Annotated in this window: 21 protein-coding genes; 8 read left to right on the forward strand and 13 right to left on the reverse strand. The window is 69.9% G+C overall.

The annotated features are described in order from the left end of the window. Window positions 1-4: 4 nt before the first annotated feature. The 10 genes from nirD to OUA97_RS03015 all read right to left on the reverse strand — a co-directional run bounded on the left by nirD (window position 5) and on the right by OUA97_RS03015 (window position 9582). Entirely contained in the window at window positions 5-343 is a 339-nt protein-coding gene (gene nirD, locus OUA97_RS02970; RefSeq protein WP_267230304.1) for a nitrite reductase small subunit NirD, read from the reverse strand. After that, complete coding sequence (gene nirB / locus OUA97_RS02975) at window positions 340-2796, reverse strand: nitrite reductase large subunit NirB (RefSeq protein WP_267230305.1); 2457 nt, start codon at window positions 2794-2796, stop codon at window positions 340-342. Before nirB ends, nirD begins: the two co-directional genes overlap by 4 nt. 13 nt (window positions 2797-2809) lie before the next feature. After that, window positions 2810-4027 (reverse strand): nitrate/nitrite transporter, encoded by a 1218-nt coding sequence (locus OUA97_RS02980; protein WP_267230306.1) that lies wholly within the window; start codon window positions 4025-4027, stop codon window positions 2810-2812. Between the two features lie 221 nt (window positions 4028-4248). After that, the gene (locus OUA97_RS02985; protein ID WP_267230307.1) at window positions 4249-5241 is read right to left on the reverse strand and encodes a CmpA/NrtA family ABC transporter substrate-binding protein; all 993 of its coding nucleotides are present in this window, start codon (window positions 5239-5241) and stop codon (window positions 4249-4251) included. Further along, on the reverse strand, window positions 5238-5816 hold the full coding sequence (locus OUA97_RS02990; RefSeq protein WP_267230308.1) for an ANTAR domain-containing response regulator: 579 nt from the start codon (window positions 5814-5816) through the stop codon (window positions 5238-5240). The genes OUA97_RS02985 and OUA97_RS02990 overlap by 4 nt, the downstream gene beginning before the upstream one ends. Before the next feature lie 88 nt (window positions 5817-5904). Further along, window positions 5905-6480 carry a molybdenum cofactor guanylyltransferase gene (gene mobA, locus OUA97_RS02995; RefSeq protein WP_267230309.1) on the reverse strand — a complete coding sequence of 192 codons (576 nt, stop codon included), beginning with the start codon at window positions 6478-6480 and terminating at the stop codon, window positions 5905-5907. 13 nt (window positions 6481-6493) lie between these two features. Next, complete coding sequence (locus OUA97_RS03000) at window positions 6494-6814, reverse strand: peptidase inhibitor I78 (protein ID WP_267230311.1); 321 nt, start codon at window positions 6812-6814, stop codon at window positions 6494-6496. Beyond that, window positions 6811-7269, reverse strand: a complete 459-nt coding sequence (locus OUA97_RS03005; protein WP_267230313.1) for a DNA polymerase III subunit chi — start codon at window positions 7267-7269, stop codon at window positions 6811-6813. The genes OUA97_RS03000 and OUA97_RS03005 overlap by 4 nt, the downstream gene beginning before the upstream one ends. After that, entirely contained in the window at window positions 7266-7970 is a 705-nt protein-coding gene (locus OUA97_RS03010; protein WP_267230315.1) for a hypothetical protein, read from the reverse strand. Before OUA97_RS03010 ends, OUA97_RS03005 begins: the two co-directional genes overlap by 4 nt. A gap of 136 nt (window positions 7971-8106) precedes the next feature. Next, complete coding sequence (locus OUA97_RS03015) at window positions 8107-9582, reverse strand: leucyl aminopeptidase (RefSeq protein WP_267230316.1); 1476 nt, start codon at window positions 9580-9582, stop codon at window positions 8107-8109. 155 nt (window positions 9583-9737) lie between these two features. Between OUA97_RS03015 and lptF the strand changes: the two genes are divergently transcribed. From lptF to greA, 8 genes are all read left to right on the forward strand, one after another. After that, window positions 9738-10883 carry an LPS export ABC transporter permease LptF gene (gene lptF / locus OUA97_RS03020; protein ID WP_267230317.1) on the forward strand — a complete coding sequence of 382 codons (1146 nt, stop codon included), beginning with the start codon at window positions 9738-9740 and terminating at the stop codon, window positions 10881-10883. Further along, window positions 10880-11983 (forward strand): LptF/LptG family permease, encoded by a 1104-nt coding sequence (locus tag OUA97_RS03025; RefSeq protein ID WP_267230319.1) that lies wholly within the window; start codon window positions 10880-10882, stop codon window positions 11981-11983. The genes lptF and OUA97_RS03025 overlap by 4 nt, the downstream gene beginning before the upstream one ends. A gap of 157 nt (window positions 11984-12140) precedes the next feature. After that, window positions 12141-14450, forward strand: coding sequence for an LPS-assembly protein LptD (locus OUA97_RS03030; RefSeq protein ID WP_267230320.1), 2310 nt, complete (start codon window positions 12141-12143; stop codon window positions 14448-14450). Between the two features lie 58 nt (window positions 14451-14508). Further along, the gene (locus OUA97_RS03035) at window positions 14509-15855 is read left to right on the forward strand and encodes a peptidylprolyl isomerase (protein ID WP_267230321.1); all 1347 of its coding nucleotides are present in this window, start codon (window positions 14509-14511) and stop codon (window positions 15853-15855) included. Continuing rightward, window positions 15852-16868 (forward strand): 4-hydroxythreonine-4-phosphate dehydrogenase PdxA, encoded by a 1017-nt coding sequence (gene pdxA, locus OUA97_RS03040; protein WP_267230322.1) that lies wholly within the window; start codon window positions 15852-15854, stop codon window positions 16866-16868. Before OUA97_RS03035 ends, pdxA begins: the two co-directional genes overlap by 4 nt. Window positions 16869-16929: 61 nt before the next feature. After that, window positions 16930-18750: a DUF885 domain-containing protein gene (locus tag OUA97_RS03045; protein WP_267230324.1), complete on the forward strand. Its 1821-nt coding sequence runs from the start codon at window positions 16930-16932 to the stop codon at window positions 18748-18750. Continuing rightward, the gene (locus tag OUA97_RS03050; protein WP_267230325.1) at window positions 18750-19364 is read left to right on the forward strand and encodes a class I SAM-dependent methyltransferase; all 615 of its coding nucleotides are present in this window, start codon (window positions 18750-18752) and stop codon (window positions 19362-19364) included. Before OUA97_RS03045 ends, OUA97_RS03050 begins: the two co-directional genes overlap by 1 nt. Window positions 19365-19376: 12 nt before the next feature. Continuing rightward, complete coding sequence (gene greA, locus OUA97_RS03055; RefSeq protein ID WP_267230326.1) at window positions 19377-19856, forward strand: transcription elongation factor GreA; 480 nt, start codon at window positions 19377-19379, stop codon at window positions 19854-19856. Here greA and mtnN read toward each other — a convergent pair. The 3 genes from mtnN to OUA97_RS23330 form a co-directional block, all read right to left on the reverse strand. Further along, a complete protein-coding gene (mtnN, locus tag OUA97_RS03060; protein ID WP_267230327.1) occupies window positions 19853-20578 on the reverse strand; it encodes a 5'-methylthioadenosine/S-adenosylhomocysteine nucleosidase in 726 nt (241 codons plus the stop codon). The genes greA and mtnN overlap by 4 nt on opposite strands. A gap of 20 nt (window positions 20579-20598) precedes the next feature. Then, window positions 20599-20871, reverse strand: a complete 273-nt coding sequence (locus tag OUA97_RS23325; protein ID WP_323690513.1) for an EscU/YscU/HrcU family type III secretion system export apparatus switch protein — start codon at window positions 20869-20871, stop codon at window positions 20599-20601. Beyond that, window positions 20868-21398: flagellar hook-length control protein FliK (locus OUA97_RS23330; RefSeq protein WP_323690514.1), on the reverse strand; the 531-nt coding region annotated here is incomplete at its 5' end. The genes OUA97_RS23330 and OUA97_RS23325, both read right to left, overlap by 4 nt.

A 21398-nucleotide genomic window follows, 5' to 3' on the forward strand; every position in this document is an offset into this window, starting at 1 on the left:
CGTGCTAGCTCCGTCCCAGCAGCAGGCGCCCGTCACGGACCTCGAGCGGCACGACCGGCGTGCAGCCCTTGCCTCGGTCAGCGCCCATCGGCTCGCCGCTGGCCAGATCGATCGACCAATTGTGCAGCGGACAGGCGACCGCGTGTCCGTGGACGATGCCTTGGCTGAGCGGCCCGCCCTTGTGCGGGCAGGCGTCCTTCAGGGCGAACACCTTGCCGTCGCCGGTCCGGAAGATGGCGATGTCGCCGTCCGGGGTCGGCACCCGGCGTGCGCCCCGCAGCGGAATGTCGGTGACCGCGCCGACGTCGGTCCAGGCGATCGGGTCTTTCACCAGCACGTTCATGACGGGGCGAACTCCATACGGCGGCTTAAGGGGTTGAACTCTTCGGCGTGGCGGCCGGCGACGCGCTCTGCCCAGGGGTCGATGCGCGAGAACCGCTGCGAATAAACAAACCGGTCGTAGAGCGCCTTGCGGGCATCGGGGGCCTCGACCTGAGCCTTGATGCTCTCCAGCCCGACCCGGGCCATCCACTTGTAGATCCGCTCCAGGTACCAGCCGTTCTCGCGGTAGAGCTGGGTGACGGCGCAGATGGTCCACACCGCCTCGTCCTCGCTGGCGACCTTGGTCAGCAGCTCGGTTCCCTGGATGTGTAGGCCCGCCGCGCCGCCGACATGGATCTCGTAGCCGCTGTCGACGCAGATCACGCCGATGTCCTTGCAGGTCGCCTCGGCGCAGTTGCGTGGGCAACCCGAGACCGCCAGCTTGACCTTGGCCGGGGCCCAGGATCCCCACATGAACTTCTCCAGCCGAACCCCCAGGCCGGTGGAGTCCTGGGTTCCGAACCGGCACCAGTCCGAGCCGACACAGGTCTTCACCGTGCGCAGGCCCTTGGCGTAGGCGTGGCCGCTGACCATGCCGGCGGCGTTGAGGTCGGCCCAGACCGCCGGCAGGTCGTCCTTCTTGACCCCCAGCAGGTCGATGCGTTGGCCGCCGGTGACCTTGACCGCCGGCACGTCGAACTTTTCGACGACGTCGGCGATGGCGCGCAGCTCGGCGGCGCTGGTCATGCCTCCCCACATCCGAGGCACGACCGAATAGGTCCCGTCCTTCTGGATGTTCGCGTGGGCGCGCTCGTTGATGAACCGCGACTGCTTGTCGTCGCGATATTCGCCCGGCCAGGCGCACAGCAGGTAGTAGTTCAGCGCCGGCCGGCACGAGGCGCAGCCGTCGGGCGTCGCCCATTCCAGCCCCTGCATGGCGGCCGGAATCGACTTGAGGCCCTCGGCGACGATGCGCCGGCGCACCTCGTCGTGGCCCTTGGTCGTGCAGCCGCACACGGGCTTGGGTCCCGTCTGCACCTGGAAGCCGTCGCCCAGGGTCAGTTTCAGCAGCTTTTCGACCAGCGGCGTGCAGGAACCGCACGACGCCGAGGCCTTGGTGACCGCGCGCACCGAATCCAGGGTCGCAAGCCCCTGGCCGATGATCGCGCCGGTGATCTCGCCCTTGCAGACGCCGTTGCAGCCACAGACCTCGGCCTCGTCGGCCATGGCGGCAACGGCGGCGCTAGGGTCCAGACCGCGAAGGCCCTCCGTCACGCTCTGGCCGAAGATCAGGGTCTCGCGGATGTCGGCGACCGGCGTCCCCGACTTCATCAGGTCGAAGTACCACGGCCCGTCGGCGGCGTCGCCGAACAGCACCGCGCCGGCGACCTTCCCGTCCTCCAGCACCACGCGCTTGTAGACCCCGCGTCCGGCGTCGCGGAAAACGATGTCCTCGCACCCGGCCCCGCCGCCGAACCTGCCGGCCGAGAACACGTCGACGCCCGAGACTTTGAGCCGCGTCGAGAGCACCGAGCCCTCATAGGCCCCCTCGCCCTGGGTCAGGGTCTGGCCAAGCGCCCTGCACATCTCCCAGATCGGCGCGACCAGGCCGTAGCACTGGCCCCGATGCTCGGCGCATTCTCCGACCGCCAGGATCGCCAGATCGGAGGTGCGCATGGCGTCGTCGACGACCACCCCACGCCCGATCTCCAGGCCGCAGTCACGGGCCAGCGTCACGTTCGGGCGGATACCGACCGCCATCACCAGGATGTCGCACGGCAACACGCGGCCGTCCTTGAGCTTCAGGCCCGCGACTCTGCCGTCCTGGCCGACGATCTCCTCGGACTGGGCGCCCAACACCGTCTCGACGCCGCGCTGGGCCATAGCCTCGACCAGCAGGAAGCCCGCGGAGGCGTCCAACTGCCGCTCCATCAGCACGTCCATCAGGTGGATGACGGTCGCCGCCATGCCGCGTCGCACAAGCCCGTAGGCCGCCTCGATGCCAAGCAGCCCGCCGCCGATCACCACGGCCTTCGCCCCTGGTCTTGCCGCCGCGGCGACCATCGCCTCGACGTCGTCCAGGTCGCGGAAGGTGACCACGCCCTCAAGGTTCGCCCCCGGCAGCGGCAGCCGCACCGGATCCGATCCCATCGCCAGCAGCAGACGGTCATAGGGCTCGGCCAGGCCGGAGGCGGTGCGCACGATCTTCGCCTCGCGGTCGATCTGCGTCACCGCGTGGCCGGCGTGCAGGGCGATGCCGTTGTCGCGGTACCAGGCCTCGTCGTTGAGGACGATGTCCTTGAAGGCCTTCTCCCCGGCCAGCACGGGCGAGAGCATGATCCGGTCGTAGTTCACCCGCGGCTCGGCGCCGAAGATGGTGATCTCGTAGCGGTGGGGGTCGTGCTTGAGCACTTCCTGCACCGCCCGGCAGCCGGCCATGCCGTTGCCGATAACGACGAGCTTTTCCTTGGACATCACGCGCTCCCGATCAGAGACGAAGCTGGGCGCCGGCGGCCTGCGCGCCCCAGGTCTGGCGCCAGCGCGCCTTGACCCCGGTCAGGCAGGCCAGGGCCAGCAAGGCCAGTCCCGCGAAGGCCAGCAGGCCGAGCTGGTAGCTGCCGGTCGCCTGCTTGGCCCAGCCGAGGCTGGCGGCGAGGTAGAAGCCGCCGATGCCGCCGGTCATGCCGACCAGGCCGGTGACGACGCCGATCTCCTTGCCGAACCGCTGCGGCGCGAGCTGGAACACCGCGCCGTTGCCGGCCCCCAGCGCCATCATGCTGAACATCAGCACGGCCAGCGCGACGTACGGGTTGGCGGCTTCAAAGCTGGCCAGGGTCAGGCCGACGGCGGCCAGCATGTAGACGACAGTCAGGGTGCGGACCCCGCCGAAACGGTCGGCGAGCGCCCCGCCCACCGGCCGGATGAACGACCCGGCGAACACGCAGGCGGCGGTGAAGAACCCGGCGGTGACCGGGGGCAGCCCGTACTCTGAGTTGAAGTAGATGGTCAGCGAGGACGACAGGCCGACGAAGCCGCCGAAGGTCACGCCGTAGAGCAGCATCAGCCACCAGGCGTCGACGGTGCGCAGAACGCTCAGATACTCCGACAGCGGCTTGGGCGGCGGGCGGTTCGGAGCGTCCTTTGCGAAGATCAGGTAGACGACGAAGGCGACGGCGAGCGGCAGCACGGCCAGGCCGATGACATTGGTCCAGCCGAAGGTCTGGGCCAGGCCCGGCGCAAACAGGGCCGCCAGGGCGGTGCCCGAGTTGCCGGCGCCGGCGATCCCCAGGGCCAGTCCCTGGTGTTCCGGCGGATACCAGCGCGAGGCCAGCGGCAGGGCGACGGCGAACGAGGCTCCCGCCACGCCCAGCACGACGCCCAGCATCAGCACCTGGTTGTAGTTGTTGATCCCCAGGAACCAGGCCAGGCCGAGCCCCGCCATGACGATGACCTGGCCGATCAGGCCGGTGCGCTTGGGACCCATGTGGTCGACCATGACCCCGGCCACCAGCCGCAGGATGGCGCCCGACAGCACCGGCACGGCGACCATCAGTCCCTTCTGGCCGGCGTCGAGATGCAGGGTCTTGGAGATCGCCACGCCCAGCGGGCCCAGGATCACCCAGACCATGAAGCTGAGGTCGAAATAGAGGAACGCCGAGAACAGGGTCGGCGTATGGCCCGACTTGAGGAATGAACGGCTCAGCATGGCTGAATGGCCCCGTGCAGGAATGGACGGAAGCGGCGGCGTCGCCGGTGGCGGATCGGCCCGTCATCGGGCGGATTCCAGGGGCCGCGAACGCCGTTGTCCTGAGGCCGAGACCAGGAGACCGCCGCCCGGCCGCGGCGTCATCTGCAAATCAAGCGTTGGTCGCGAGGTCTTTGCTGCAGCGCAAAAACGTGGCGCCCGGCCGGCGCCATGATCGGATTTTAGGCGATCTGGCCGGCGCGGGCCGCCTCGTAGAGGTCAAGCCGGTAGACCTGGCCGGCCACCGATGAGGTCTCTGCGTCGGCCGCCACCTGGCCCCAGCGGGCCATCTGGCCCAGCAACCAGGCCGCCTGGGCCGGGCGCGGCGCGTTGGCCCCGTCGCGATGGAAGATCACATCGTCGAGGCTGGCGGCGATCGCCGCACGCGGCGCATCGACATAGGCCGGCCTGGCCAGCAGGCTCGACAGCTCGCCGCGATGCTCGGGCTCATCGCACCAGGCCGCCGCTGCGATGAGCGCCCGCAGCAGCCGGTTCAGGATCTCGCCGTTTTCCTGCGCCCACTCCTGGGTGACGCCGAGCACTTTGTCGGGCGCGCGTCCCCAGAGTTGCGAGGCGCGGACCGCGACGCGTCCGGCGCCCGATGCGACGGCCACGCTGCTCCAGGGCTCGCCTGCACTGAAGCCTTCGATCACCCCGCCGGCCAGCAGCTCGGCCATGCGCGAAGGCGCCGCGACCGTCAGCCGGATGTCGCTGTCCGGATTGACGCCCGCCGCCGCTAGCCAGTCGCGCAGCAGGTAGTTGTGCACCGAGTACGGATAGACGACGGCGAAGGTCAGCGGACTGGCCCCCTCCTTGCGCCGGCGCGCGATCAGCTTGGCCAGGGCCACGGCCTCGCCGTTCTCGCCCGGCGCCGCGGTCAGCCGTGTCGACAGCGTCACCGCCGCGCCGTTCAGGTTCAGGGCCATAGGGGCGATCATCGGAGTCGGCTCGCTGCCGGCGCCGACGGTGGCGGCCAGCGCCAGCGGCGCCAGCATGTGAGCGCCGTCCAGGGCCCCGACGGCGACCTTGTCGCGGATCGTCGCCCACGACACCTCGCGGCTCAGCTCGACCTTCAGGCCCTCCGCCTCGAAGAACCCGCGCTCCTTCGCCACGACCAGCGGCGCGCTGTCGGTCAGGGGCACGAAGCCCAGCCGCAGGACCTCGCTCCGGCTCATCCGCCGTCTCCCTTCAACACGCCCGCGAAGGCCAGGAGGTCAGCCGCCACCGCCCCCAGCGGCCGGCCGGTGTCCATGGAAAGTTTGCGCAGCAACTTGTAGGCCGCGTCTTCTTCCAGGCCGCGCTCTTTCATCAGCAAGGCCTTGGCGCGCTCGACGCTCTTGCGTGACGCCAGATCCGCCTTGGCGCGCTCCAGGTCGTGGCGCAGTTGGCTCATCAGCTGGAAGCGGGTCATCGCCACTTCCAGGATCGCCCTGACGCGGCCCACCGCCAGGCCGTCGACGATGTAGGCCGCCACCCCGGCCCGCACCGCCTCCTCCGCCAGGCCCGGCTCGGAGCGGTCGACGAACATCACCACAGGGCGTGGATTGGCCAGGCTCGTCTCGCGCAGGCTCTCCAGGGTGTCGCGATCGGGGCTGTCGGCGGCGACCACGACCACGTCGGGTCCGAAGCGCGCGGCCTCCGCCTCGTCGAACACCGCCGCGCGCCGCACCTCCAATGGCTCCACGCCGGCTAGGCCCTCGGCGACGAGGGCGGCCCGGGCGGGATCGGGATCGATGACGAGCACGCGCATGCCGCTCGACTAAGATCGCCGCAGGGGCCTTGAGCAGGGGGCGAACCGCGCCACTCCCCCCCACAGCGCCGAAACGCCCAAGGATCGGTCAGCTGGCGCCCGGATTCTCGGCGGAATCGTCCGGCGGCATGCACGCCAGCAGGGCGTCGCGCTCGTCTAACGTGTTCGCCCCGCGGATTCGCGCCGCGACCCGCGGCGGACAGGTCAGCCGGACCAAACCGGATCGCTCGACCAGCCGGGCCAGCGGCCATCCAGCCTCGGCGTCCGCCGGCAGCGCCGAGAGGCTCACCACCAGCGGCAGGTGCAGCCCCTCATAAGCGGCCCCCGGCAGGGCCGCCTCGATCAACGGCATGACGTCGTCCGCCTGCAGGGTCGGCGCATCGACAGCGAGGACCAGGCCCCGAAGACAGCCGGCCTCGCGCAGCGCGGCCGCGCCGGCCAGCACCCCGCCGACCGGGCCGCCCAGCGGCGGCTCGTCACGCACATGCGGCAGGCCGTGTGCGTCGCCGCCGACCGTGATCACCGGACTAGCCCCGACCGCGGCCGCCAGGGCGGCGACGCGCTCGACCGCAGGGACGCCAGCCCAGAGCTGCGCGGCCTTGTCGGCGCCCATCCGTGTGGAGGCGCCGCCCGTCAGGATCATGGCTCCCAGCGACGAGCTCATCGCGCCCGCGGCGTTAGCCGCACTTGACCTCTTTCACGACCCCAGTGGCCGCGTCGTAGAGGAAGTTCAGGCGGCGGGGATTGAAGTCCATGGTCATCGGGCAGGTCGTGCAGGCCACCCGCTGCAAATTCGGCAGAACCGGGACCGGAATCTCTGTGCGCGGGCGCCCGACGTACTTCTGCGCGTCCGCCGCGCCGCACTGGTCCGGCTCCCTCGGCGGCTGCGGCGCGGGGGCCGGCGCGGGTTTCGGCGGGGCGGGCGGCGGCACCGGCGGGCTGTCGGCGCAGGCCGACAGGGCGATCAGCGACGCGCCAAGGATGACGAACTTCTTCATGCCTGTTTCTCCCATCCCCGTTCCTGTTGCTTCCAGTAGACCGCCGGATGCCCCTTGGCCTTCACCGCTTTCCACTGGCTGCGGGCGAGCGCCAGCTGAGCCTCGTCGCGCCCGTCGAAGACGATCATGCATCGGGCGTATCCGGCAAGGTCTCCCGGTTCGGCCCCGTCGACGACGAACAGCACGTCCGCCGCGTTGGGGTTGTCCATGGCCAGGGTGAGCAGGATCGGCTGGCGCGTCTTCTGCGGCTCGTCGGCGGTTCCGTGCGGCAGAAAGCTATCGTCGCGATAGGACCACAGCCATCCGTCCAGGTGCTCGATCCTGTCGGGCTCGCGCGTGCGCACGACCGCCTTCCACCCGCGCCCCAGGGTGCGCTCGAGCAGGTCGGGCAGCACCTGGTCCAGCCCGGACCGCTCCAGGTGGTAGAACCAGACCTCGCAGGGCGCTTCGCTCACGCGCCCGCCTTCAGTCCCAGGAGCCGGGTCAGGGCCAGCATGGCGTTGGCGACCTCCGTCGGATGCGTGGCCATCGAGAGGTGATGCAGGTCGCGGCGCAGGGTCGGCCAACCCAGCCGCCGCGCCTCGCCCGCCTCGCGTTCGTAGGCCTTCGAAAGCCGCAGGAAGCCCCAGCCGACGTCGCGCGGCAAGTCGATCTGCGGGGCGGGCTCCTCGAACCAGGCCAGCGGCGTGGCCGAAAGCTCGCCGGTGAAGCGCGCGCGGACCGGCCCTTCCGGCAGCAGGCTTTCCAGCGCGCCGGCGGGGAACCACTGATCCCAAGCCGGGATCATACCCTCCTGCGCCTTGGCCTTCAGGCTCGCCACCAGCCCGTCGCCAGCGGTGTCGAACCAGCTACGGCCCGGATGGGGCGGGATCGCATCGACGTAGAGCACCCCGCGCACCTGCCCCTTGGCGGCGGCCACGACCGACGGCGCCAGGCCGCCGGCCGCCGAATGGACGACCAGCACGAACGGCCCGCCCTGGCTCAGCACCTGGGCGGCGACAGCCTGCGCCGCACTTTCATAGTAGGGCGCGGCCAGGGCCTGCATCGGCGGGATCACCGGCCGCGTCGCCTCGATCCCGCGCGAGGCCAGTTCGGCCGCGACCGGACCCCAGGCCGCCGCGCCCGTCAGCGGGCTGTGAAGCAGGATGAAGCGCATGGATCCTTTCTTCCCTCCCCCTTGTGGGGAGGGTGGATCGCCGCAGGGCGGCGAGACGAGTGGGGACCGCAGACGCGGCCCCACCCTGGTCGCTTGGCGACCTGTCCCTCCCCATGAAGAGGAGGAAAAGTCACGCTCAGCCCTCGTACTTGTCCTGAACCATGCGGTTCAGCAGCCGCACGCCGAAGCCGGTCGCGCCGTCCGGGATGGTCGGGACGGTCGAGGGCTTCTTCCAGGCGGTGGAGGCGATATCCAGGTGCGCCCAGGGCACGTTGTTGACGAAGCGCTGGATGAACAGCGCCGCCGTGATCGAACCGCCCGGACGGCCGCCGGTGTTCTTCATGTCGGCGATCATCGAGTCGATGTTCTTGTCGTACTGCGCCGGCAGCGGCATGCGCCACAGCGGCTCGCCCTCGGCGCCCGAGGCCGCCAGCAGGTTCGCAGACAGCTCGTCATTGTTCGAGAACAGGCCGGCATAGTCGTTGCCGAGGCTGATGATGATCGCGCCGGTCAGCGTGGCCAGATCGACCATGAACTTCGGCTTGAAGCGGTCCTGGCAGTACCAGATGGCGTCGGCCAGCACGAGGCGGCCTTCGGCGTCGGTATTGATGATCTCGATGGTCTGGCCCGACATCGAGGTGACCACGTCGCCCGGACGCTGGGCGTTGCCGTCGGGCATGTTCTCGACGAGGCCGAGGATGCCGATGGCGTTGACCTTGGCCTTGCGGCCGGCCAGCACGTGCATGAGACCCGCGACGGCGCCGGCGCCGCCCATGTCCCACTTCATGTCTTCCATGCCGTCGGCCGGCTTGATCGAGATGCCGCCGGTGTCGAAGCAGACGCCCTTGCCGACGAAGGCGATCGGCTGGGCCGACTTGTCGGCCGCGCCGTACCACTTGATGACCGCCAGTTGGCTCTCGCGAGCACTGCCCTGCCCGACGCCCAGCAGGCTGCCCATGCCGAGCTTCTCCATCTCGGCCTCGCCGAGAATCTCGACCTCGAGGCCCAGGCTCTCCAGCGCCTTCACGCGACGCGCGAACTCGGCGGGGTAAAGCACGTTCGGCGGCTCGGAGACCAGATCGCGCGAGAACGCCACAGCGTCGGCCAGGGCGGCCAACGGCGCGAAGGCGCCCAGCGCCTTGTCGGCGTCCGCCGCGACGACCTGGGTCTTGGCGATCGACGGCTTCTTGTCCGCCGGCTCCTTGGTCCGGTAGCGGTCGAAGCGGTAGGCGGCGAGCCGCACGCCAAGGGCCGCATGCGCCGCCGAACCGCCGGCCGGCAGTTCCACGCGCAGGGTCGTCAGCCCGCAGGTCTTGACCGCATTGTAGGCGCTGGCCGCCGCGTGTTCGGCGCCGACGTCGTCGAAACCGTCCTTCTTGCCCGCGCCGACCAGCAGGACGCGGTCCGCCGCGCCGGCCGCGCCCAGCACGTCCAGGACCTGGCCCTTCGCGCCGGTGAACCGCTGCGCGGCCGCCGCGCGCGCCAAGGCGCCGCCGGCCTGGGCGTCGGCCTGGCCGGCCGCGCCGTCCAACACCGCGCCTTCGAACACCACCAAGGCCAGGGCGCTTTTCTCGGGAAGCGCCGCGCCAGCCGCGATGAACTCGATCTCCATCAGTCTCGAACTCCGAATAGAAATTGGGGCCGCGCCCACCTCGCCCGCAAGCTTGGCCGTTCTTGCGGCGGTTGTGTGACGCGGCGACGCATGATTTAGAGCAGGTTCACGTCCAGGGCGCGCAAAATCCCCGGCCGAACCCCACTTTTCTGCCCATGCTGCTGATCGACCGTTATCTGCTCCGCCAGCTCCTCGGACCGACCGTGCTCGCCACGGGCGCGCTGGCGGCTGTCGCCCTGCTGTCGCAGAGCCTGTCGGCGCTGGACCTCATCGTCGGCCAGCGGCAGAGCGCCGTCGTGTTCGCCAAGGTGACGCTGCTGGCCATGCCGCAGCTGGTCAACATGGTGCTGCCGATCGCGGTATTCGTCGCCGCCCTGGTCTCGCTCAATCGCCTGCACACCGAACAGGAGATCGTGGTCTGCTTCGCCGGCGGCATGAGCCGCTGGCGGGTGATCTCGCCAGGCCTGCGGCTGGCCGCGATGATCGCGTTGCTGGCCCTGGTCATGAACCTCTGGATCCAGCCGCTGGCGGCGCGCGAGATGCGCGAGACGCTGTTCGAGGTCCGCACCGACCTCGCCTCGACCCTGATCCGCGAGGGCGAGTTCACCAACCCGGCCCCCGGCCTCACCGTCTACGCCCAGTCGGTCGACGCCACCGGCCTGATCCACAACCTGTTCATCCATCAGGAAAAGGACGGCGGCGGCGCCACCACCTACACCGCCGACGAAGGCCGGCTTGAGAAGCGCAACGGCAAGCCGGTCCTGGCCATGCATCGCGGCTCCATGCAGGAGTTCGACAAGGCCGACGTCCTCAACTACCTGACCTTTGACGACTATCCGTATGAACTCGCCCCGTTCATGCGCAGCGACGAGCTGATCCACTTCAAGCCGTCGGACCGCTACCTCCACGAACTGCTGTTCCCCGACCTCACCCAGGACTGGGAAAAGCGCAACCAGCTCAAGCTGCTGGCCGAGGGGCATAACCGCATCGCCAGTCCGCTCTACAACATCGCCCTGATGGCTCTGGCCTTCGCCGCCATCATCGGCGGCGGCTTCAGCCGCATGGGCTATGGCCGGCGCATCGCGATCATGAGCGCGGTGGCGGTCGGCTTCCGGATCCTCGGCTTCGTCGTCCAGGCCGCCTCCGAGGAGGCCGCCTGGCTGAACGTCCTGCAGTACGCGGTGCCGGTCGCCGCGATCTATGTCGGCCTGCGCGGCGTCTTCCGGGAAAAGGTCTCGCGTTTCATCGACATGCGCCTGAAACCTCACCGGATCAGCCGTCACGGGGAGGCCGCCGCATGATCGGCGCCGGCAAGCTCGAACGCTATGTGATGGGGCGCACCCTGGCCGGGGTCGGCGCGGCCCTGGCGGTGATCGCGGCGGTGATCATCCTCGTCTCCTTCGTCAATCTCTCGCGGGAAGTGGCTGTGCGCGCCGACGTCGGCGTGGCTCAGCTATTCGGCCTGACCCTCCTGCAGGCTCCGTCGGTAGTGCTGATGCTGCTGCCGTTCGTGTTCCTGTTCGGCGGCATCGCAGCCTATGTCGGGCTGAACCGGCGCTCTGAACTGGTCGCCATGCGCGCGGCCGGCGTCTCGGCCTGGCGGTTCATCCTGCCATCGGCGGCCGTGGCCTTCCTGATCGGCGTGGCCGTCGTGCTGGTGTTCAATCCGCTGGCCGCCGCCTTCAGCGCCCGGTACGAGGCCGACCGCGCCGACCTGATGGAAAACTACCTGACCGACGCGCCCAAGGAGGTCTGGCTGCGCCAGGGCGACGAACGGACCCAGATGGTCATTCACGCCAAGCAGCGAGACACCGAACAGGGCCGCGTGCGCCTGCGTTCGGTCTCGGTCTTCGTCTACCAGAAGGACCGCGGCGGCCGCCCCGAGTTCAAGCGCCGGCTGGAAGCGGCCGAGGCCCAGCTCTATCCGGGCTACTGGAAGCTCACCGACGTGCGCGAGGCCAGTGCGGGCGAAAGCTCTGTGCGTTCCGACTCGCTGTCGATCCGCTCCACGCTCGACGCGGAATCGGCCATGGAGCGGTACGCCGCGCCGGAGTCGGTGGCCTTCTGGCGCCTGCCCGACGCCATCCGTCTGACCGAGCAGGCCGGTTTCTCCGGCAACGGCTACCGGCTTCGGTTCCAACAGTTGCTCGCCACGCCGGTGCTGTTCGCGGCCATGTCGATCCTGGCGGCGGCCTTCTCGCTGCGGCTGGCGCGGCTGGGCGGTCTGGCGGGCCTGGCCGGCGCGGGCGTGGGCCTCGGTTTCGTGGTCTTCTTCTTCAACGAGTTCTCGGGCGCGCTGGCCGGCGCCGACATCATCCCGCTGTTCGCGGCCGCCTGGGCGCCGCCGTTGGTGGCGCTGCTGTCAGGCCTTGCGCTGCTCTGCTACACCGAAGACGGTTGAATCGCCGGACTGACCGGCTATGCATCACGCTCTGGAGCATCCTTCGCCGAAACCGGCAGCGGTTCGGCGCAGAAAAATGCTTCAATTCAAAGGAGTCTTGAGCGAAGCCCGATTCATCGGATCGGGCTTCGCTCTAGGGTCCGCGCGAGGGGAGTTCATGAGTCTCGGCAGGCGTTCAGCCTCAGCCAAGCGCGGCCTGCTTGCGGGCGCGGCGCTGATGGTGTTCTGCGGCGCGGCCCAGGCGCAGGAGACGGCGCGCGCCGCCCCGCCCTCGCCCGACGGCCTGGCCCCTGGCCAGCTCTACATGGAAGCCGACCTCGTCATCCGTGACGACAAGAACAAGATCACCACGGCCAAGGGCGAGGTCGAGGTCCGCTATCAGGGCCGCACACTGCATGCCCAGGAACTGATCTACGACGAAGCCAAAGGCCTGATCCGGGCCCGCGGCGACACCTCGATCATCAACGCCGACGGCTCGGTTCAGTACGCCGACGAGATCGTGCTCGACGACGAGATGAAGGCCGGCGTCGCGACCGGGTTCTCATCACGCCTGCAGCAGAACGTGAAGATGGCCGCCGCCAGCGCCGTCCACCGCTCCGACACCGTCAACGAGCTGAACCGCGCGATCTATACCCCGTGCGACATCTGCGCGCCCGACACCAAGGCCTCCAAATCGCCGACCTGGTCGATCAAGGCCGACAAGGTGGTGCAGGATAAGCAGCGCCAGCTCGTCTACTACCGGAACGCCGTCATCCAAGTGAAGGGCGTGCCGCTGATCTACCTGCCGATCTTCTGGCATCCCGACCCGCAGGCCGAGCGCAAGTCCGGCCTGATGCCGCCGGAAATCTCGTTCTCAGATCGCCGCGGGGTGTCGTACGAACAGCCGTATCTCTTCGTGCTGTCGCCGTCTGCGGATTTGACGCTAAGCCCTCAAATCAACACGAAAGTTAATCCGCTTCTCAACGGAAAGCTTCGCAAGCGGTTCTACTCCGGCGGGCTTGAGGCGCGGTTCGGCTACACCTATGACGACGACATCGGCGCACCCCAGGGGCAGAGCGGCGACGAGACTTCGCGCAGCTACATCCTGGCGTCCGGCGCCTTCGCCATCAACGACAAGTGGCGCTGGGGCTTCACCGCCGAACGGACCTCCGACGACCTGCTGTTCGACAAGTACGACATCGGCGGCGTCTATGAGGCGCGCGGTCCCTATGTCGCCGACGACCGCCGCCTGATCAGTCAGGTCTATACGATCCGCGAGGATCAGCGCTCGTACTTCTCGGCCGCCGCCTTCACCATCCAGGGCCTGCGTCCGGACGACAACGACCGGACCTTCCCGATCGTCGCGCCGTTGATCGAAACCCGCTGGGAGGCAGAACCGGCCGTGCTGGGCGGCCGCCTGCGCGTCCGCGCCAGCGCCGTGGCCCTGACCCGTGACCAGTCCCCGCTGAACGCGCCGCCGCAGCGCCTCGACGGCCTCGACAGCGCCCGCGCCACCGGCGAGGTCGACTGGCGCACGACCTTCATCAGCAAGGCGGGCGTCGTGGTGTCGCCCTACGTGCAGGCGCGGGTCGACGCCTACTCGATCGACGACAACCTGCAGGGCATGGTGTCGAACGGCTCCCGCTCGGACAGCCTGATGCGCGGCCTTGGCGTCGCCGGCGCTGATGTAAGCTATCCTTTCTTCAAGCGTTACAAGAACTTCACGGCGGTTCTTGAGCCGATCGTTCAGGTTGCGCTTTCGCCCGACGTCAAACAGGTCGTGCTCGGCTATGACGCCTCGGGCGCGCCGATCTATCTCAACGAGGACAGCCTCGCCTTCGAGTTCGACGAGACCAACCTCTTCCGTCCGAACAAGTTCCCCGGTTACGACCTCTACGAAGATGGGCTGCGGGCCAATGTCGGTGGACGGGCCTCGATCCTGTGGGACGACGGCCGGCGCGCCAGCCTGCTGATCGGCCGCTCGCTGCGCACCGAGGACAACGACGTCTTTTCCGCGGCCAGCGGCCTGCGCTCCAAGTCGTCCGACTGGATCGTCGCGGCCTCGGCCGAGCCGGTCCGCGGGCTGTCCGTCTTCACCCGCGCCCGGCTTGATTCCGAGGATTTCGACATCGCCCGCGCCGAGGCCGGGGCCAACGTCAATTCCAAGTGGGGCTTCGGCTACGTCCGATATCTGCGCGATCGCTCCAGCCCGATCGCCACCGATCCCAACGGTCGGGTCGAGAACTTCGATCTCGGCGGCGAGGTCTACCTGACCAAGAACTGGTCGCTGACCGCCTACGGCAACCGTGATCTGCAGGCCGACGCCTGGGTCGTCCGCGACATCGGGGTGGCCTATCGCGACGAATGCCTGCGCTTGGACGTCTACTATCGACGCGAAGACGCCATCGGCAATCGCCTGGGCGCGACGGAGTCCGTCGGGTTCCGCCTAACCCTCGCCACATTGGGCGAACCGATATATGGCAACTGACAACCGCGGCCGCCTAGAGGCGCCGCCCGCTACGGCTACGCTAAGGAAGACCTCATCCATGATCCGCGCGCGTAAAGTCACGGGCCTTGCGGCGCGCGGCGTCGCCTTGGCCGCCGCCTTCGCCGCTGCTGCGGCTCCGCAGTACGCGTTCGCTCAGGACCCCGCCGCGGCCCCGGCCGCCGCTGCGCCGGCGCCCGCTGCGCCGCGCGGCCTGTCGGAATCGGTCGCGGCGGTCGTCAACGACGACATCATCTCGACCTACGACCTGGCTCAACGGATGCGGCTGCTGATCGCCACCTCCGGCATCCAGCCGACGCAACAGAACATCGCCCAGTTCCAGCGCGAGGCCCTGGTCTCGCTGGTCGACGAGCGCCTGCAGATCCAGGAGCTCCGCCGCCAGGAGAAGGAACAGAAGATCTCGCTCATCGCCGACTCCGCCGAGGTCGACGAAGAGCTCACCGACATGGCCCGCAACAACAACATGTCGCTCGAGCAGTTCACCAATTCGCTCGCCGGCCAGGGCATCGACGTCGCCACCCTGCGCGACCAGGTCCGCGCCCAGGTCAGCTGGCAACGCTGGATCCGCGGCCGGTACGGCTCGCGCCTGCGGGTCGGCGAGGATCAGGTCAAGGCCGTGCAGCAGCGCATGGCGGCCGCCGCCTCTAAGCCCCAGTACCAGATCAGCGAAGTGTTCATCGACGCCAACCGCGTCGGCGGCATGGACACCGCCGTCAACGGGGCCACCCAGTTGATCGCCCAGATGCAGCAGGGCGCGCCCTTCCCGGCCGTCGCTCGCCAGTTCTCGGCTTCGGCGACCGCGGCCAACGGCGGCGACGCCGGCTGGGTGACCGCCGGCGAGATGGCCCCGGAAGTCGACGCCGCACTCGACCAGATGCGCCCCGGCCAGCTGTCGCAGCCGATCGCCGTGCGCGACGGGGTTTATATCATCTTCCTGCGCGACAAGCGCTCGGGCGCCAGCGCTTCGGTCGTCCATCTGAAGCAAGCCGCCGTCGCCCTGCCGCAAGGCGCGACCGACGCCCAGGTCGCGGCCGCGACCGCCACGCTCGAAACCGTCCGTGGCCAGATCACCGGCTGCGGCGACATCGAGGCCAAGGCCGGCCGGGTCAACGGCGTCGTCGCCGGCGACCTCGGCGAAACCGAGATCAAGGACCTTGCACCGGCCTTCCGCCAGGCGATCGAGAGCCTGGAGTCCGGCCAGATCTCCGGCCCGATCCGCACCAACGCAGGCCTCCACATCCTGGCCGTCTGCAGCAAGCGGGCCGGCGGCGCCGAGAGCCTGACCACCGAGCAAATCGAGAGCCGGCTCTATGGCCAGCAGCTCAGCATGATCGCCCGTCGCTACATGCGCGACCTGCGGACGTCGGCGACGATCGAGACCCGGTGACCCCGCCCGACCAGCCGCCGCTCGCCCTGACCCTGGGCGACCCCGCGGGGGTCGGTCCGGAGATCGTCGTGAAGGCCTGGAACCAGCTGCGACGCGAGGGCCCCGCCTTCATGGTGGTCGGCGACGTGCAATCGGTGGCTTCGGCGTCGGGCGCCAGCATGCGAACCGTCCGTCGGGTGACCACGCCCAAGGAAGCCGTCGCGGTGTTCGGCGAGGCCCTGCCGGTATTGGACATTCCGCTGCGCAGCCCGGTGATCGCCGGTCAGCCGTCCCCGACCGCGGCGCCGGCCATCATCCGCTGGATCGAGACCGCGGTCGGTCTGGCCCTGTCCGGCGCGGTCAGCGGCGTCGTGACGGCGCCGATCGCCAAGGCGCCGCTCTACGCGGCCGGCTTCGGCTTTCCCGGCCATACCGAATTCCTCGGCGAGCTGACCGCCGGCGCGGCCTATGACGGCGCGCGCGGCCCGATCATGATGCTGGCGGTTCCCGGCCTGCGCACCACGCTGGTCACCGTCCACGAACCGATCTCCAAGGTCGGCGCCCTGCTCAGCGTCGAGGCGATCGTGAACGCCGGTCTCGTCACCGCCCAGGCCCTGCGCCGCGACTTCGGCGTCGCCGAGCCGCGGCTGGCGGTGGCCGGCCTCAACCCCCACGCCGGCGAGGGCGGAACCATCGGCCGCGAGGATGTCGAGATCATCGCGCCCGCAGTGGCGGCCCTGCGCGCCCAAGGCGTCGCCGCCAGCGGCCCGACACCCGCCGACAGCCTGTTCCATGAGGCCGCCCGCGCCCGTTTCGACGCCGCCGTCTGCATGTACCACGACCAAGCGCTGATCCCGGTGAAGATGCTGGACTTCTGGGGCGGCGTGAACGTCACCCTCGGCCTGCCGATCGTCCGCACCTCGCCCGATCATGGCACGGCGTTCGACATCGCCGGGCGCGGCCTGGCCCGCCCCGACAGCCTGGTCGCCGCCATCCGCATGGCGGCCGAGATCGCCGCGCACCGCACCGCCTGACTTGCCGACTCCCTCGGCCCGTGGCCTCTTGCCCCGTTCTTGTCCGGGGGAGTTCCTGTCCATGCTCAATCGTCGCCACCTGCTCGCCGCCACCGCCGGCGCCGCGAGCCTTGGGGCCCTGCCTGCCCGGGCCAAGACCGCCGCCGCCCCGGCTCAGGCGCTCGTTCTCTACGACCAGATCTTCGAAGGCATGCTGGCGGCCGACCCGCTCAACGCCTCGGGCCTGGGCCTTGATAAGGCGGCCCGCGCGCCGCTGAAGTCCCGCGTCGGCGACCGCTCCCAGGCCGGCCGCATGGGCTCGTTCCAGCCGCTGATCGACGCCCGCCCGGCGCTGAAGGCGATCGACCGCTCGCAGCTCTCGGGCCGCGCCGTCACCGAGTACGACACCATCACCTGGTACGCCGACCGCTGCGCCGAGGGCGCGCGCTTCGCCTTCGTCGGGGTCGATTCCTACGACTATCCGGTTCCCTATGTGCTCAGCCAGCTGACCGGTTGCTACCAGAAGGTCCCGGACGCCCTCGACACCAAGCATGTGATCGAGACCAAGGCCGACGCCGACGCCTATCTCGCGCGCCTGACCGACTTCGCCAAGGCGATGAAGGACGAGACCGTCCGCGCCCAGGAAAGCGCCGCACAGGGCCTCGTCCCGCCGGACTTCATTCTCGACAAGGCCCTGGCCCAGATGAACGCCCTGGCCGCCCAGAAAGGGGAGAGTTCGGGCCTCGCCGCCTCGCTGGGCCGCCGCGCCGCCGCCAAGGGCCTCGGGACCGACTGGGCCGCCAAGGCCGCCGCCATCGTCGACGGTCCCGTCGCCCAGGCGCTGGCCCAGCAGATCGAGCTGCTGAGCGCCCAGCGTCGTACCGCCGTCCACGACGCCACCGTGTCGCGCCAGCAGATCACCGCCGCCTACTACGAGTATGCGCTGCGTTTCCACACCACGACCGACCTGACGCCCGACGCCGCCCATAAGATCGGCCTGGAGCAGGTCGCCGACCTCACCGCTCGCCTCGACCCGCTGCTGAAGGCGCAGGGCCTGACCCAAGGCACGGTGGCAGCCCGCCTCGACGCCTTCGCCAAGGATCCCGCGCAGTTCTACCCGAACACCGACGCCGGCCGCGAAGCCCTCCTGGCCGAGCTCAACCGCCAGATGGCCGCGGTGAAGGCCGCCGCGCCGAAGGTGTTCAACACCATCCCCAAGGGCGGGATGGAAATCCGCCGCGTGCCGCCGGCTATCGAGATCGGCGCCCCGCGCGGCTATGCCGAAAGCGGCTCGCTCGACGGCTCGCGGCCGGGCACCTACTACATCAACCTGCGCGACACGACCGAGTGGGCGAAGTGGGCGCTGCCCACCCTCACCTATCATGAGGCGGTGCCGGGCCATCTGTTCCACGGCGCCCTGGTCCAGGAGGCCGGCGCCTCTCCGATGCTGTTCAAGAACATCGGCTTCACCGCCTATGGCGAGGGCTGGGGGCTCTACGCCGAACAGCTCGGCGACGAGCTGGGCATGTACGACGCCTATCCGGCCGGCCGCATCGGCTGGCTGCAGTCGTTCCTCTACCGCGCCGCCCGGATCGTCCTGGACACCGGGATCCACGGCAAGGGCTGGAGCCGCGAGCAAGCCATCGCCTACATGCGCGACACGGTCGGCCTGCCCAAGGGCGCGGCCGAAAACGAGATCGACCGTTACGTGGTTTGGCCGGGCCAAGCCTGCGGCTACAAGATCGGCCATACCGAAATCGACCGCCTGCGCACCCGGGCCAAGGCGGCCCTCGGCCCGAAGTTCGACATCAAGGGCTTCCATGACGCGGTGCTGCTCGGCGGCTCGCTGCCGCTGGCGGTGCTGGAACGTGTGGTCGACCAGTGGACGGTGTCCCAACGCTGATGAGCGATCCGGCCGACCTCGCCCGCGAGTTGACCATCGACTTCGTCGGCGGCGCGGTCGGCCATCGCCACCGGTTCGGCGGCGGCCGGGGACAAGATCTGCCGCGCGCCGCCGGCTTCGTGAAGGGCGTCACGCCCAGCGTCGTCGACGCCACCGCGGGCCTGGGCCGCGACGCCTTCCTTCTGGCTTCGCTGGGCGCCCAGGTGACGCTGATCGAGCGCTCGCCGCACGTCCATGACCGTCTCGCCGCCGGGCTGGAGGCCGCCGCAGCCGATCCGCGCACGGCCGAGATCATCGCCCGCATGACCCTGTTGCACGGCGACGCGCGGCTGATCCTGCCGAGCCTGGCGCCGGATGTCGTGATCGTCGACCCTATGCACCCTGAGCGCACCTCCAGCGCCCTGGTGAAGAAGGACATGCGCCTGCTGCGCGACCTTGTCGGAACCGACCCCGACCAGCTTGAACTGATGCAGGCCGCCCTGGCCTGCGCGCGCAAGCGCGTGGTGCTGAAATGGCCTCGGAAGGGCCCGCCGATGGCGGGCCTGCGCGCTCCGTCGCATCAGATCATCGGCAAGACCTTGCGCTACGACGTTTTCATGACGTCCGCCGCCTGAGATAATGGGGCTATGAGCGTCGCCTTCACCAAGGAGGAGGACAGCGAGTCCGCTGCTGCGGACCTGCCGGACCGTCCGATCTCCCCGCACCCGAACCTGGTCACCGCCAAGGGCCTCAGCCAACTCGACGAGGAGCTCGCCAAGGCGCGTGCGGCCTACAACGCCGCCCAGGCCAGCGGCGACGTGAACGCCGACCGCACCGCCATGGCCCGGGCCACCCGCGACCTGCGCTACTACGGCGCGCGCCGCGCCAGCGCCCAGCTGGTCGAGCCGGACCTTTCGCTTGATACGGTTCAGTTCGGGCGCAGCGTCACCTTCGAACGCGAGGACGGTCGCCGCCAGACCTACGCCATCGTTGGCGAGGACGAGGCCGATCCCGCCAGCGGCTCGGTGTCCTACATCTCCCCCCTGGCCCGCGCCCTGCTCGGCAAGACCGTCGGCGACCTCGCCGACGTCAACGGCGCCGAGGTCGAGGTGGTCGCCGTCGCCTAGCCCTCGGCCAGCAGGCCCAGCAGCGCCTCGACGCAGGCGGCGGAGTTCGCCGCCGCGGCCTCGACCATCTCGTCATAGGTCAGGTGGCTGTCCTCGCCAGCCAGGTCCGACAGCGTGCGGATCACATAGAGCGGGGTGTTCCAGGCCCGCGCCACGACGGCGACCGCGCCCGATTCCATGTCGATGGCGTCGGCCCCCAGGCGCGCGTGCAGCTCGTCCCGCGTCGCCGGGCAGTTGAGGAAGTAGTCGGCGGTCACCACCCCGCCCAGCCGCGCGTCGAGCCGCCCGGCCATCGCCCCGGCCAGCCGCGCCAGCACCACGCGCACCGCCGCATCGACCGGCTCGGGCGCAGACAGCACCGGCGCGCCAACCGGGATCACGCCATAGGCTGTCGGCGTGAAGGCGCCGGCCGTGACGATGCCGTAGTCGTGGACCGCCAGCCGGTCGGCCAACAGCACCGAACCGACCCCCAGCGCCGGGTTCAGACCGCCGGCCACTCCGGAGAATATGAGGCTGCGCGCCCCGAACCGCGACAGCAGCAGGGTGGCGGCGGCCGCCGCATTGACCTTGCCGATCCCGGCCTCGGCCAGCACGACCGGCTCATCGCCATAGCGGGCGCGCCAGACTCGGGTCGGTCCGTGGACTTCCGGCTGCAGATCGGCGTGCAGGACCCCGCGCAGGGCGTCCATCTCTTCAGGGGTGGCGCAGAGGATCGCGTGCATGCGCCCCGCTTAGCACGACCTCAGCGGGCCTGCCCCTCCTCGGCCGTGCGCAGCACGAAGGCCAGGATCTCGGCGACCGCCACATAGAGCCGCTCGGGGATTTCGGTCTCCAACTCGATGGTCGACAGCGCCTCCGCCAGGATTGCGTTCTGCTGGATAGGCACGCCATGCGCCTGGGCCGTCTCGATGATCTTTTGGCCGATCACGCCGCGGCCGCTGGCCACCACCCGCGGCGCGCGCGGGGCGTCGTAGGTCAGCGCCACCGCCAGAGTGTTGCGCGGCTCCTGGCTCATGACGTCTGGTCCACCAGCGTGCCCGCCTGTGGTTCGGCGAGCCGAGGCGCGCCCGCGTGGACGGCGATCTCGGCCCGGAAGTCGGCCCGGGCCAGCGCCGCGCCCAGCAGATCGCGCCCAGCCTCCAGCTGCGCCAGCCCGCTCTCGCGCTCGGCCCACAGCCCGACGATCGCCTGGCCGCCGGCCAGCGAGATCCGCGCGTGGATCGGCCCCAGCGGCTCGATGTCCAGCGAGAACGCCGCGCGCCAGGTCGGCTGCGCCTCGCCGCCCTTGCCGCGGCCGTCGCGGCTGATCTCGAACTGCGCAACCGCCGCGCCCTGCGGGGTCGTGAACGGCATCTCGAACATCCAGCGGGTCACCTGCGCCTCGACCGGATGCTTCTCGCCGGCCGGCAGCGACGCGATCTGCAGCAACTCCTGGCGGGCCACCGCGCTCTCGGTCTCGGCCAGCAACCGCTGGCCGATCTGGCTGGGCGCCGCGTCGGCCGGCAGGCTGGGCGCAGCGGCCGGCTGGGCCCGCGGCCCGCC

The sequence above is a fragment of the Phenylobacterium sp. 58.2.17 genome (genome assembly GCF_026411515.1).
Lineage (GTDB): Bacteria > Pseudomonadota > Alphaproteobacteria > Caulobacterales > Caulobacteraceae > Phenylobacterium.